The 12,356-nt window shown below is 67.2% G+C and carries 13 protein-coding genes; 7 read left to right on the top strand and 6 right to left on the bottom strand.

Annotated features, from left to right (window positions below; translation table 11 throughout):
• Nucleotides 1-9: 9 nt before the first annotated feature.
• Nucleotides 10-1,104, top strand: coding sequence for an acyl-CoA dehydrogenase family protein (locus tag ACWESM_RS06560; protein WP_397275143.1), 1,095 nt, complete (start codon nt 10-12; stop codon nt 1,102-1,104).
• Nucleotides 1,105-1,174: 70 nt separating this feature from the next.
• Here ACWESM_RS06560 and ACWESM_RS06565 read toward each other — a convergent pair whose 3' ends face one another.
• Nucleotides 1,175-1,762, bottom strand: a complete 588-nt coding sequence (locus ACWESM_RS06565) for a TetR/AcrR family transcriptional regulator (RefSeq protein WP_356963635.1) — start codon at nt 1,760-1,762, stop codon at nt 1,175-1,177.
• Nucleotides 1,763-1,863: 101 nt separating this feature from the next.
• On the opposite strand from ACWESM_RS06565, the gene ACWESM_RS06570 reads away from it, so the two are divergent.
• The 3 genes from ACWESM_RS06570 (at nt 1,864) to ACWESM_RS06580 (ending at nt 3,896) form a co-directional block, all read left to right on the top strand.
• The gene (locus ACWESM_RS06570; protein WP_452491068.1) at nt 1,864-3,051 is read left to right on the top strand and encodes an FAD-dependent monooxygenase; all 1,188 of its coding nucleotides are present in this window, start codon (nt 1,864-1,866) and stop codon (nt 3,049-3,051) included.
• Nucleotides 3,052-3,081: 30 nt separating this feature from the next.
• The gene (locus tag ACWESM_RS06575; RefSeq protein WP_452491069.1) at nt 3,082-3,546 is read left to right on the top strand and encodes a hypothetical protein; all 465 of its coding nucleotides are present in this window, start codon (nt 3,082-3,084) and stop codon (nt 3,544-3,546) included.
• Nucleotides 3,547-3,698: 152 nt separating this feature from the next.
• The gene (locus ACWESM_RS06580) at nt 3,699-3,896 is read left to right on the top strand and encodes a hypothetical protein (RefSeq protein ID WP_452491070.1); all 198 of its coding nucleotides are present in this window, start codon (nt 3,699-3,701) and stop codon (nt 3,894-3,896) included.
• A gap of 55 nt (nt 3,897-3,951) precedes the next feature.
• Here ACWESM_RS06580 and ACWESM_RS06585 read toward each other — a convergent pair whose 3' ends face one another.
• The gene (locus tag ACWESM_RS06585; protein ID WP_452491071.1) at nt 3,952-5,601 is read right to left on the bottom strand and encodes an acyl-CoA synthetase; all 1,650 of its coding nucleotides are present in this window, start codon (nt 5,599-5,601) and stop codon (nt 3,952-3,954) included.
• Between the two features lie 60 nt (nt 5,602-5,661).
• Between ACWESM_RS06585 and ACWESM_RS06590 the strand changes: the two genes are divergently transcribed.
• Complete coding sequence (locus ACWESM_RS06590) at nt 5,662-6,444, top strand: crotonase/enoyl-CoA hydratase family protein (protein WP_355076882.1); 783 nt, start codon at nt 5,662-5,664, stop codon at nt 6,442-6,444.
• Nucleotides 6,445-6,516: 72 nt separating this feature from the next.
• Here the strand turns inward: ACWESM_RS06590 and ACWESM_RS06595 are convergent, their stop codons facing one another.
• Nucleotides 6,517-6,936 (bottom strand): VOC family protein, encoded by a 420-nt coding sequence (locus ACWESM_RS06595; protein ID WP_397275152.1) that lies wholly within the window; start codon nt 6,934-6,936, stop codon nt 6,517-6,519.
• A gap of 184 nt (nt 6,937-7,120) precedes the next feature.
• Between ACWESM_RS06595 and ACWESM_RS06600 the strand changes: the two genes are divergently transcribed.
• Entirely contained in the window at nt 7,121-8,119 is a 999-nt protein-coding gene (locus tag ACWESM_RS06600) for a sigma-70 family RNA polymerase sigma factor (protein ID WP_397275154.1), read from the top strand.
• Between the two features lie 174 nt (nt 8,120-8,293).
• Here the strand turns inward: ACWESM_RS06600 and ACWESM_RS06605 are convergent, their stop codons facing one another.
• Nucleotides 8,294-8,809: a DUF5753 domain-containing protein gene (locus tag ACWESM_RS06605; RefSeq protein ID WP_452491130.1), complete on the bottom strand. Its 516-nt coding sequence runs from the start codon at nt 8,807-8,809 to the stop codon at nt 8,294-8,296.
• Nucleotides 8,810-8,964: 155 nt separating this feature from the next.
• On the opposite strand from ACWESM_RS06605, the gene ACWESM_RS06610 reads away from it, so the two are divergent.
• Entirely contained in the window at nt 8,965-9,174 is a 210-nt protein-coding gene (locus tag ACWESM_RS06610) for a hypothetical protein (protein ID WP_364425132.1), read from the top strand.
• A gap of 496 nt (nt 9,175-9,670) precedes the next feature.
• Here ACWESM_RS06610 and ACWESM_RS06615 read toward each other — a convergent pair whose 3' ends face one another.
• Together ACWESM_RS06615 and ACWESM_RS06620 are read right to left on the bottom strand one after the other, a co-directional pair.
• Nucleotides 9,671-11,263, bottom strand: coding sequence for an acyl-CoA synthetase (locus tag ACWESM_RS06615; RefSeq protein WP_355076866.1), 1,593 nt, complete (start codon nt 11,261-11,263; stop codon nt 9,671-9,673).
• Between the two features lie 22 nt (nt 11,264-11,285).
• A complete protein-coding gene (locus tag ACWESM_RS06620) occupies nt 11,286-12,323 on the bottom strand; it encodes an LLM class F420-dependent oxidoreductase (protein WP_355076864.1) in 1,038 nt (345 codons plus the stop codon).
• Nucleotides 12,324-12,356: the final 33 nt, after the last annotated feature.

Raw genomic sequence — 12,356 nt, forward strand, 5'->3', positions numbered from 1 at the left:
TAGAACGCCATGGATTTCACCCCCACCGAAGCCCAACTCGATCTCGGCCGGCTGACCGGCGAGGTGTGCGGCAAGCTCGTCACCGCCGACCGGCTGCGCGAACTCGACACCGCAGACGAGCGATTCGATCAGCAGCTGTGGAACTCGCTCGCCGAGACCGGCGTGCTCGCGGCCGCGCTGCCCGAGGCGGTCGGCGGCAGCGACCTCGGCTCGCTCGAGCAGACCGCGATCCTGCGCGAGCTGGGCAAGCACCTCGCGGCCGTGCCGTACCTGTGGTCGATCGCGCTCGGCGCGGGCGCGCTGGCGCGGTTCGGTTCCGCGGCGCAACAGGAGCTGGCCACGCGGGCGGGCGCGGGCAGCGTCATCCTGACGGTCGCGCTGGCCGAGGAGCGCAACTGGGAACCCGCCGCACCCACCACCACCGCGGTGGAGACCGAGGACGGCTGGCGGCTGACCGGCGCGAAGACCACCGTGCCCTTCGCGAACCGGGCCGAGCGAATTCTGGTGCCCGCCACCGTCTCGGGGACCACCGCGGTGTTCCTGGTCGATCCCGCGGCGGCGACCGTGACCGCGCAGCAGGTGGTCGACCGTAGCCCTGAATTCGCGGTCGAACTCACCGATACCCCCGCCGAACTCGTCGGCACGGTGGACAGTGGCGCGGAGATCCTGGACTGGATCCTCACTCGCGCCTGGCTCGGTCTGAGCGCCCTACAGCTCGGCACTCTGGAACGGGCGCTCGAGCTGGTCGCCGACTACGCCAGGGAGCGTGAGCAGTTCGGCAAGGCGGTCGGCAGCTTCCAGGCCGTGGCGCAGCGGCTCGCCGACGCCTACATCGACGTCCAAGGCCTGCGCCTGGCGGTCACCCAAGCGGCATGGCTGCTGTCGGAGGACCTGCCCGCCGCCGAAGCGGTGCACACCGCCAAGTTCTGGGCCGCCGACGCGGGCCACCGCGTCGCGCACACCGTCGTCCACGTGCACGGCGGCGTCGGCATCGACCGCGAGCACATCGCGCACAACTACTTCACCGCCGCCAAACACAACGAGTTCGCCCTCGGCGCGGGCACCGACCACCTCCGCGCCCTCGGCGCGTTGCTGGCAGGCTGAGCGCGGCACGGCAGACCGATCGGCCCGCACGACAGCACGTCGTGCGGGCCGATTTCGTTGCGCGCTGATTTCACTCAGTCGGGATGGACGTCAGGTAGCGCTGGAGGGTGGGCGCGACCTCGGCGATGATCTGGTCGCGGGTCAGGGCTACGACCGGGGGCAGGCACAGGACATAGCGGCACAGGGCGAGGCCGAGCATCTGCGTGACGATCAGACCTCCCCTGCGTGGAGCGTCGGCGGGATCCCCGAAACGCAGGACGGCGGGCAGTATCTGCTGGGTGAAGATGGCGCGGACGCGTTCGGCCACGGCCTCGTCGGTGATCGACGAGCGCAGCAGCGTCAGCAGCACCTCCCTGTTCGGCTGCTCTTCCCAGATCTCGAAGAAGCGGCGCACCAACTGCTCGCCCAGGGTGTCCGGGTCCGCGGAGCCGAGGTCGGGCAGATCGAGCCGGACGTCGACCGCCGCCGCGAAGAGGCCGTCTTTGCTGCCGAAGTACCGCATGACCATGGACGGGTCGATGTCCGCGTCCGCGGCGATGGCGCGGATGGTCGCCTTACGGAAACCTTCGGCGGCGAACCGGGCACGGGCCGCTTCCAGAATCGCCGCACGCGTCGCGTCCGAGCGCCGAGCGGGGGCTTGATCAGGCTCTACGGTCATGCCAACAAGTGTAGGCCAACAACTGTTGACTTCCTAGCGCGGCCCGCGCTACGGTTATGTCAACAAACGTTGGCCTACAAACGTTGACCTGAGGAGTTCCGATGAACGCCACCCCGAACCCGCTGCCCGCCGCCACCTCCGTCGTGATCGTCGGCGCGGGTCCCGCCGGACTGACCGCCGCCATCACCCTGGCCGACGCGGGGGTGGATTTCGTCCTGCTGGACCGGCTGAGCGAAGGCGCGAACACCTCGCGCGCCGCGGTCGTGCACGCCAGGACGCTGGAAGTGCTCGAGCAGATCGGCATCGCGGACGAACTGGTGGCGACCGGCGACATCGTCGCGCGCTTCACGGTCCACGACGGCGGGCGCACCCTGGCGACCATCGGGTTCGACGGGCTGCCGACCCGCTACCCCTACACCTTGATGACACCGCAGGACACCACCGAGGCGGTGCTGCTGAAGCGACTGCGGCAGGCGGGCGGGGAGGTCCAGCGCCCGTACCAGGTCACCCGGGTGGCGGAGGAGAACGACGGCGTCACGGTCGAATACACCGACGAGGCGGGCGCGCCGGGCAGCATCCGCGCGGACTACGTCATCGGAACCGACGGCATGCACAGCATCGTCCGCGAGCAGGCGGGCATCGGATTCACCGGCGCGACCTACCCGGAATCCTTCGTCCTCGCCGACGTGCGGATGGACTGGCCGATCGCGCGCGACGAAGTGGCCCTGCACCTCTCACCGGAGGGCGTCATGGTGGTCGCGCCGCTGCCCGACGAGAAGGAGCCGAACCGCTTCCGCGTGGTCGCCACACTGGAAACGGCGCCCGAGCGCTCGACCGCGGAGGACATCCAGAAGCTTCTGGACACCCGCGGCCCCGGCGGCACGGTGCGCGTGCACGAAGTGCTGTGGAGCTCGCGCTTCCGCGTGCACCACCGCGTCGCCGACCACTACCGCAGCGGCCGCATCCTGCTCGCGGGCGACGCCGCCCACGTGCACAGCCCGGCGGGCGGCCAGGGCATGAACACCGGAATCCAAGATGCCGCCACCCTCGGCCCGCTGCTGGTTCGCGTGCTGGCCGGTGAGCCGGACACCTTGCTGGATGACTACGAAACCACCCGCCGCCCTGTCGCGCTGGGCGTCGTCTCGTTCACCGACCGCATGACCAAGATGGCCACCCTGCGCGCACGCCCCGCCCGCACCGTACGCAACCTGGTCCTCAGCACCGTGTCCCGTATCCCGGCCTTTCGCCACCGCCTCGCCTACCAACTGTCGGAACTCGCCAACCGCTGAACTACTTCAGAAGTCGCGTAGGCTAGGAACATGACCGCGAGAAGTTTTCCCTTCAGCGACTTGATTCGTAAACAGACGTCGGTGTTTCCCGCCTTGGACGACGCCGACGTCATCCTGGAGCGCCGCGACGCGGAGAATCTCGTGCTGTCTCGCTCGGAGCGGTTCGAGGCCAAGGAGGCCGCGACGCGGCTGCTCGCCCGCACCCTCGCCATCATCGCCCGATCGAATCGGTCTTTGGCGGAAGAGGTTTTCGCCGAAGAGCTGCCCTGGCTGAAATGGCTACCCGAGACCGGACGCACCGAAGCGGTGAGCGAACTGCTGGACCAGCTCATCGCCGGTGCGGACACCGGATTGTTCATTCCGTTCGCCCGCCATCTGGCCGCTTGGCGGAGCACCGCCGAGATCTACGCGCAACCAGAACTCGCCCGCCGACTGACCGGGCCGTTCGACCCGGCGGACTTCTCCGAGGTCACACGGCCGGGAACGGCGGAATGAAGCTGCACCGAGGTGATGGGGTACCGCGCCCCAATCCGTGGCGCGTTGTCGTGCACAGCTCGAATGCCGCGCGTGGTGGGGCCGAACTGTTGGCCCAGGCCCCGGGAAACCTCGATCGAGCATGGGTCGACATCACCAGCGATCCTCGAAGCATGGCGAATCCTTCGCGGCAGCATCGACTGAAGTATGAGCTCAAATCGGTCAAACTCGGCGGCGCGGAATTGGAGCAATGGCAATACGAGATCACCGGAGGCGGCCGGATCTGGTACGCAATCGATGACGCCAACCGCACCCTCTACCTGACACTCGCCGGTACGGGGCATCCACGGCAGACCGATCGGCGGTGCTGATGCCGCACGGCCGGCCACCCCGCGAGGCGCGGTGGCCGGCCGTGCGGTCAGACTCCTACTTCGCGCTCGCCACGGCGTTGTCGTCGGCGGGACGGGAGAGGGCCTGTTCCTTGGCCCAGCGGTAGTCGGGCTTGCCCGCCGGAGAACGCTTGATCTCGTCGACGAACCACAAGCTGCGGGGGAGTTTGTACGGCGCGATCTCCCGGGTGAGCATGGGGCGGAGCTCTTCCAGGGTGGGGCGGGACTCGCCGCGGCATTGCACGACCGCGACCACGCGCTGGCCCCAGCGCTCGTCATCGATGCCGACCACGAGCGCGTCGAAGATCTCCGGATGCGTCTTGAGCGCGCCCTCGACCTCCTCGGGGTAGATCTTCTCGCCGCCGCTGTTGATGCTGACCGAGCCGCGGCCGAGCATGGTGACCGTGCCGTCCTCCTCGACGCGAGCGAAGTCGCCGGGGATGGCGTAGCGGACGCCGTTGAACTCCTTGAAGGTCGCCGCGGTCTTGACCTCGTCCTTGTAGTAGCCGAGCGGGATGTGCCCGCGCCGGGCCAGGATGCCGACCGCACCGGAGCCGGGCTGCACGGGATTGCCGTCCTCGTCGAGCACCTCGGTGGACGCGTCGATCTTCACGCGCGGCCCTCCGGTGTGCGTCGCGCCCTTGGCGACGATGGCGATACCGCCGAAACCGGTCTCCGAGGAGCCGATGGAATCGGAGATCATCCGGTTGGGCAACAGCTCGAGGAACTGGTCCTTGAGCGCGGGCGAGAACAGCGCCGCACTGCTGGCCATCACGTACAGGCTCGAAAGATCGTAGGGCTGACCGGTTTCCGGATTGCCCTCGATCAGCGCGTCGAGCATCGGGCGGGCCATGGCGTCACCGGTGATGAAGATCAGATTGATCTTGTGCTGATCGATGGCCTGCCACACGCCGTGCCCCGAGAACTCCGGAAGCATCACGGCTTTGCCGCCGCCGAACAGGCTGTGGAACGTGGCCCACTGCGCTCCGCCGTGGATCATCGGCGGGATCGGGAACCGCACCATCGGCGGGCTGCCAGCACCGACCTTGGCCAGCTCCCACTCGTCCTGGACGTATTCGCCGGTGATGAAGTTGATGCCCGCGCCGAGTACGCGCCACACGTCCTCCTGGCGCCACATCACGCCCTTGGGCATGCCGGTGGTGCCGCCCGTGTAGACCATGTACAGGTCGTCCGGGGAACGCTCGCCGAAGTCGCGCTCGCCCGAGGACTGCGCGATCACCGCCTCGTATTCCACCGAATCCGCTGCGGTGGCGATCGTGCCGGTCGTATCGTCGTCGACGACGATGACGGTGCGCAGCTGCGGGGTCTTGGAACGAACGGCGGCGACCCGGTCGCTGTAGCGCCGCTCGTGAATCAGCGCGACCATGTCCGAGTTGTCGAAGATGTACTGCAACTCGTTCTCGACGTAACGGAAGTTCACGTTGATCATCACGGCCCGCGCCTTGAAGACCGCGACCATGGCCTCGACGGCCTCGATCGTGTTGCGTGAGTAGATACCCACCTTGTCGCCCGGCTGGACTCCCTGTTCTTGCAGGTAGTGAGCGAGACTGTTGGCCCGCTCCTCCAACTGGGCGTAGGTGACCTCGCGGCCGTCGTCGGCCAGCGCGACGCGGTCGGGCATCAGGTCGATGGCATGTTCGACAAGGTCCGCTATGTTGTAGCTCACAGCCATAAAAATAGAACGTGTTACTGTTTCTGACAAGGCTCGAAGTCAGGAGAATCAGCGATGCCGCACTGCCTCGTCGAGAAGCGCGACCACGTCCTCATCGTCACCATGAACCGGCCCGAGGCGCGCAACGCGCTGTCCGGCGAGATGATGGCGATCATGAAAGACGCCTGGAACCAGGTGGACGACGATCCGGACATCCGGGTCGCGATCCTGACCGGCGCGGGTGGCGCGTTCTGCGCGGGCGCCGATCTCAAGGGCATGACCTCCGAGCACCCCGGCGACACCATCGACGGCGGCGGCTGGAATCCGGCCAAGCTCGAGGCGCTGCTCAAAGGACGCAGGCTGACCAAGCCGCTGATCGCGGCGGTCGAAGGCCCCGCCATCGCGGGCGGCACCGAGATCCTGCAAGGCACCGACATCCGCGTGGCCGGAGAGAGCGCGAAATTCGGCGTGTCCGAGGCGCGTTGGGGCCTGTTCCCGCTGGGCGGCTCGGCAGTGCGGCTGGTCCGCCAGATCCCTTACACCGTCGCCGCCGAGATTCTGCTCACCGGACGGCACCTGACCGCCGCCGAGGCCAAGGAGATCGGCCTGATCGGGCACGTGGTGCCGGACGGCACGGCGCTGGACAAAGCGCTGGAGATCGCGGGGCAGATCGCCGCCAACGGCCCGCTGGCCGTGCAGGCCATCCTGCGCACCATCCGCGAGACAGAGGCCATGCCGGAGGAGGACGCCTTCCAGATCGACGCCAAGCTCGGCATGTCCGTATTCCGCTCGGCCGATGCCAAGGAAGGGCCGCGCGCGTTCGCGGAGAAGCGCAAGCCCTCTTTCACCGGAAACTGAGTTCCCGGATCGAGCCCTACGCCCCCGATGCGCGGCCAGTGCACGCGCATCGGGGGCGACCCCTCGCCGGGCTCAGTTCGCGCCCGGGTAATCCATCCAGAACGGCTCCCACTGGTGACCGTCCGGGTCGATGAAGGTGCGGCCGTGCATGCCGACCTGCGCCTCCTGCGCTCGCTTGTCCTCGTTCACCTCTTCGGTCGCGCCCGCGGCGAGCGCCGCGTCGGTCAGGCTGTCGACCTCCTCGGCGCTGCCGAGCGCGAGCGCGTACGCGGCATTGATCGCCGCTTTCGTGTCGGCCACCGGACGCTTGCTGAAGGTGGTGAAGAAATCCCTGATGAGCAGCATCAGGCAGATATTGTCGTCCACCACGATGCAGGCGGCGTTGTCGTCGGTGAACTCCTGGTTGACCTTCCAGCCCAGCGCCTCGTAGAACGCCATCGATCGGTGCAGATCGGCGACCGGGAGATTGATGAAGATCATCTTGCTGCTCATGGCCTCTTCCTCTCGAGCAAATTCTTTTCGTGTCACCGGATATGACGGTCCGCGAGCGGTCGATTCATCGCCGCGACGACCGTGACACGTCCCACAGGCCGCACAGGTTTAATGATCTTGATCAGCGCGGTACTCGAGTTGAAGAGCCTGTTTCTTGTCGGTGGCCTGTGGCAGGGTGACACCCATGAACGACTCGCCAGCCTCCCCCGCGGGCCTCGCTCCCGATCTGCTCGCCGCGTTCGAGACCCATCGCAGGGAGCTGTGCGCGTACGCCTACCGCATGCTCGGCTCTTCCTTCGAAGCGGAGGACGCGGTGCAGGAGACCCTCACCCGGGCGTGGAAGTCCTACGACTCGTTCGAGGGCCGCGCCAGCCTCCGCTCCTGGCTGTACAAGATCACCACGAACGTCTGCCTGGACATGCTCGACGGTCCGCAGCGCCGCGCCAGGCCGATGGATCTGTCCGGTCCGTCGCGGCCGGATTCGCCGTTGCCCGCGCCCCAACCGGATTACGTCTGGATCGAGCCGATCCCGAACGCCCTGGCCTTCGGCGCCGATCCGGCCGAGCACGCCAGCGCCAAGGACACGCTGCGCCTGGCCTTCGTCGCCGCCTGCCAGCACCTGCCCGCCACCCAGCGCGCGATCCTGATCATGCGCGAGGTGCTGCGTTTCTCCGCCAACGAGACCGCCGAGGCGCTCACCATGTCGCCCGCGTCGGTCAACAGCGCGCTGCAACGAGCGCGCGCCACCATGTCGAAGGTCCAGCCCGCGGCCAACGACACCTACGACGAGACCGACGAGGACCAGCGCAAACTGGTCGACGGTTTCGTCAAGGCGTTCGAGGCCTACGACATGGACACACTCACCTCGCTGCTGAAAGCGGATGTGGCACTGTCCATGCCGCCGATCGAGCTGTGGATCTCCGGTCCGGAGAACGTGGCCGCGTTCATGCTCGGCCACGGAAGCGCCTGCCGCGATTCGCGACTGGTCCGGCTGGAAGGCGCCAACGGCCTGCCCGCCTTCGGCCACTACAAGCCGAGCGACGAGCCGGGCGTGTGGGTGCCGTGGTCGATCACGGTGCTGGAACTCGACGGCGACACCATCGCCGGACTGAACTTCTTCCTCGACACCGAGAAGCTGTTCCCCCTGTTCGGCCTCGCGCCTGAACTGCGCGAGAGCATCTGACCCGAGGCGCCCTTCGCGGCATAAGCGCCGTGGATGCGTCGTGTGAGCAGCACCGCTTCGAGCCCTGCTGTTCGGGCGCGAGTAGGCGCCGCCGTCCTCTTGCACCGTGCGCGAAGATCGACGCGGAGAAGGTTCCCGAACCGCTGACCAGCGAATCCCCCTGCACGGTCACGGTCACGGTCGGGGCGTACGGGCGTCCAGCGCCTTACGGATCAGCTCCCGTGCTGCTTCGCCGGTCACGGACTGACCGGCCAGGACATCGAACGTCCGGTGATACACCGCTATCTCTCGCGGCTGAGTGATCGACAGCTCTGCTGTGATGTTTTCGACCAGGACACGGCTCGAATCGAACATCAGAAACGACGTGGTAGCCGTCTCGAACGGTGCCAGCATCGGCACGATACCGAGCGTCACACGTGGCATACCTTGGACAGCTAAGAGCCGGTCGAGCTGGCCGACCATCGTCTGAGCGTCGCCAACGGTGGTATACAACGCTTGTTCACCAAGGACGAAGTGGAACAAGTGATCCCGCTGATACAAGACTTGTTGCCGCTGCAACCGCTTGGATACACCTGCGTCCAGATCGTTCGGAATCTGCTGGAACTCGATCACCTTCCGCAGGATGCCCGCCGCGTAGTCGGCGGTCTGTAGAAGACCGGGAACCAAGACCGGTTCAAACGATCGGATGATCGCGGTGTCGGCTGCGTGCTACGCCGGGAAGTGGCGTGTCAGCGTCGGTATACGCGGCAAGATTCAGGGGCACCAGTTCACCTACAACAACGCATCCAGCGCGGTGGAGGTCCCGACCTCCAAGTGCCCTAACCGGTTCTGACCAGAGGAGCGGTATGTCTACCACGGAACCCCCCGGCGCACTCGACGAGGAAACCTCGGTGCGGCTACGAGACCAGCTCCAACAGATCACAGAGGAAGCGGGCCGGTACCTCGGTCCGGAGCACCGGGCCATAGCTGCACTGATCCAAGCTGCGCGGGAGTTGGCATTAGCCACCTTCCCTAAGTCGTCGGGGCGGTACGCCGAGTACACGCCGGACGAGTGAGCCGGAGCGGAATCGAGACGACGGAGCTCCCAGAGTCCGACTGGGGGCACCGGTACATAGCCCGACTAAGGGTGTGCTCCTAAGCAGAGCAGGGCTTAGACCACGTCTCATGTCCGTTGGAAACGCGGACTCGCGCATTGTCACTGACGGAACTTCGCGAACTGGCGCGCTCCATCGTTCCCGGACCTGTGCGCGGTGCTCACGGCCCGGCTGAGCCCGCCGCGGTCACCTTCGATCTCTCGGGGCCGCACGCAGAGGAGTTTCGGCAGGCGATATACGAGCACTCTTGATAGACATGTTCGATCCATACCGTGCTCGCAGATCCCAAATGTGGGGACGCGAATGCGCCCTTCACGGTAATCGTGAAGGGCGCATTCGGTTTTCGACGTCGTCGCGCGGCCGGGTCACAGCCCCAGCGGCCCGGCTGCCCGACGCGCCTCGCCTCCGCCGGACCCGAGCCGGGCAGTGCCCGACGCCGTCCGTCCGGCGGGGTGCCTCAGGAAGCGGGGATATACCGCTCCCGCAGCTTGCGCTTGTACAGCTTGCCGTTCGGATCGCGCGGCAGTTCGGGCAGATAATCGATCGACTTGGGCATCTTGTACTTCGCCAACTGCGTGGCGGCGAAGGCGAGCAGTTCCTCGGTGAGCGCGTCGTCGCCCTCGGTTCCGTCGGCCGGCTGCACGACCGCCTTCACCTCCTGGCCCCAATCCGGGTGCGGGATGCCGAAGACCGCGACGTCGGCGACCTTCGGATGCGTGATCAGGACGTTCTCGACCTCCGCCGGGTAGATGTTCACCCCGCCGGACAGGATCAGATCCGAGCGCCGGTCGTGCAGGTAGAGGTAACCGTCCTCGTCGAGGTGGCCGATGTCGCCGACGGTGAACAGATCGCCGACGCGCGAGTCCTCGGTCTTTGCCTTGTCGTGGTGGTACTCGAAACTCGACGCGCCCATGCGCATGTAGACCAGGCCGGGCTCGCCGACCGGCACCTCGGAGCCATCCTCTTCGCTCAGCACCTTGATCACCGACCACGGCCATGCCTTGCCGACCGAGCCCGGCTTGCGCAGCCAGTCGGCGCCGTTGATCACCGTGCCGCCGCCCTCGGTGGCCGCGTAGTACTCGGTGACCGTCGGCCCCCACCACTCGAGCATCTGCCGCTTGGTCTCCTGCGGGCAGGGCGCTGCGCCGTGCACCATGCTTCGCAGCGAGGACACGTCGTACTTGGCGCGCACCTCCTCCGGCAAGGCCAGCAGCCGGTGGAACTGGGTGGGCACCATGTGGCTGTGCGTCACCCGGTGCTTGTCGATCAGCCGCAGCATCTCCTCGGCGTCCCAGCGATCCATCAGAACCAGCTTGTGGCCCAGGTTGATCGAGATGGTGGCGAAGTTCAGCACCGCCGTGTGGTACAGCGGCGAGCCGCAGATGTGCACGTGGTCGTCGTAGGGCGTGAGTTCGAACAGGCCGAAGAACGCGGTGGTGTGCGCCGGGACCACATCGGGGTCCGCGCCGGTGAGCGGCCGCCGGACGCCCTTGGGCCGTCCCGTGGTTCCCGAGGTGTAGAGCATCGGCGCGCCGGTGCTGCGGTCGGACGGACGGCCGGTGTCGGCGGCGCCGAGCCAGGCCACCGACTTGAAGCCCTCGATCTCGCCCACCGCGAAGCGCGCCGTCGCGGGCAACCCCGCCTCGTCGGCGGCGGCCTTGGCCGCGGCGGCGAAACGATCGCTGGCGATGAACGCCTTCGCCTCGCTGTCGGCCAGGATGTAGGCGACCTCCGGACCGGTGAGATGCCAGTTCACCGCGACGATGTACAACCCCGACTGGTAGGCCGCGAAGTACGCCGCGATCGCCTCCACGCAGTTGTGCACCATGCTCACCAGCACGTCACCGGTTTTCAGGCCGAGCCCGCGCAGGCCGGTGGCGTAACGATTGGCGAGCGTGGCCAATTCGCGATACGTCACCTCCCGGCCCCAGGGATCGACCATCGCGATCCGATCGGGTTCGGCTTCGGCGATGTTCCACAGACCGAGAATTTTCACTGGCTCCGGTGCGGGGGGATTGTGCGGAGCCGACGGGGCGGGTGAGGCAGTCACCCCATTGAATCTAGAACGTGTTCTACTGTTCGACAAGGGGTGCGAGCCGATGCAATTGCGCGACATCGGGAACCGACACCAGCATCATCGTGACGCCCGCGGCCTCCCAGACCCGCAGCTGTTTGCGGACATGCTCCTCGTCTCCGATGATCGCGGTGTCCAGAATCAGCTCGTCCGGCACCGCCGCCGCGGCCTCCGCCTTCTTGCCCGACTGGAACAACTTGCCGATCTCGTCGACCTCGCGGTCGTACCCCATGCGCCGGTACACCTGGGCGTGGAAGTTCAACTCCGGCGCGCCCATGCCGCCGATGTAGAGCGCCATGATCCAGCGCATCCGCTCCAGCTCGCCCGCCGGGTCGTCGGTGATCACCACCTGACAACTCGCGGCGATCTCGAAGTCCTCCCTACTGCGCCGCGCACCCGCCCGCGCGAAGCCCTCGTCGAGCCACTCGTCGTACATACCGGCCAGCCGGGGCGCGTAGTAGATGGCCAGCCAGCCATCGGCGATCTCGGCGGTGAGCGCCACGTTCTTCGGCCCCTCCGCGCCCAGCCAGATCGGCAAATCCGCACGTAGTGGATGGACGATCGGCTTCAGCGGCTTGCCGAGCCCGATCGAACCCGGCCCGGTGTAGGGCAGCGGGTAGTGCGGGCCGTCGCTGGTGACCGGCGCCTGCCTGGCCAGCACCTGGCGCACGATCCCGACGTACTCACGGGTGCGCTGCAACGGCTTGGCGAACGGCTGGCCATACCAGCCCTCCACCACCTGCGGACCCGAGACGCCCAAGCCGAGAATGGCGCGGCCACCGCTGAGATGGTCGAGGGTGAGCGCGTGCATGGCGGTCGCCGCAGGCGTGCGCGCCGACATCTGCACCACCGACGTACCCAGGCGCACCCGCCGTGTGGCCGAACCCCACCAGGTGAGCGGACCGAAGGCATCCGACCCCCATGACTCGGCGGCGAAGACGGCGTCGAACCCGGCTTCCTCGGCCGCCACCACCAGCTCCCCCGCGTTCGCGGGCGGCTGGGCCATCCAGTACCCGAGTTGCAATCCGAACTTCACGCCGGACCCCTTTCCGATCAACTGCTTGCCACC

This window comes from Nocardia sp. NPDC003999 (assembly GCF_053604885.1).

Excerpts from the sequence above, each read along its gene's own strand:
- ACWESM_RS06560 (WP_397275143.1), top strand. The coding sequence starts at position 10 with ATGGATTTCACCCCCACCGAAGCCCAACTCGATCTCGGCCGGCTGACC.
- ACWESM_RS06565 (WP_356963635.1), bottom strand. The coding sequence starts at position 1,762 with ATGACCGTAGAGCCTGATCAAGCCCCCGCTCGGCGCTCGGACGCGACG.
- ACWESM_RS06570 (WP_452491068.1), top strand. The coding sequence starts at position 1,864 with ATGAACGCCACCCCGAACCCGCTGCCCGCCGCCACCTCCGTCGTGATC.
- ACWESM_RS06575 (WP_452491069.1), top strand. The coding sequence starts at position 3,082 with ATGACCGCGAGAAGTTTTCCCTTCAGCGACTTGATTCGTAAACAGACG.
- ACWESM_RS06580 (WP_452491070.1), top strand. The coding sequence starts at position 3,699 with ATGGCGAATCCTTCGCGGCAGCATCGACTGAAGTATGAGCTCAAATCG.
- ACWESM_RS06590 (WP_355076882.1), top strand. The coding sequence starts at position 5,662 with ATGCCGCACTGCCTCGTCGAGAAGCGCGACCACGTCCTCATCGTCACC.
- ACWESM_RS06595 (WP_397275152.1), bottom strand. The coding sequence starts at position 6,936 with ATGAGCAGCAAGATGATCTTCATCAATCTCCCGGTCGCCGATCTGCAC.
- ACWESM_RS06600 (WP_397275154.1), top strand. The coding sequence starts at position 7,121 with ATGAACGACTCGCCAGCCTCCCCCGCGGGCCTCGCTCCCGATCTGCTC.
- ACWESM_RS06610 (WP_364425132.1), top strand. The coding sequence starts at position 8,965 with ATGTCTACCACGGAACCCCCCGGCGCACTCGACGAGGAAACCTCGGTG.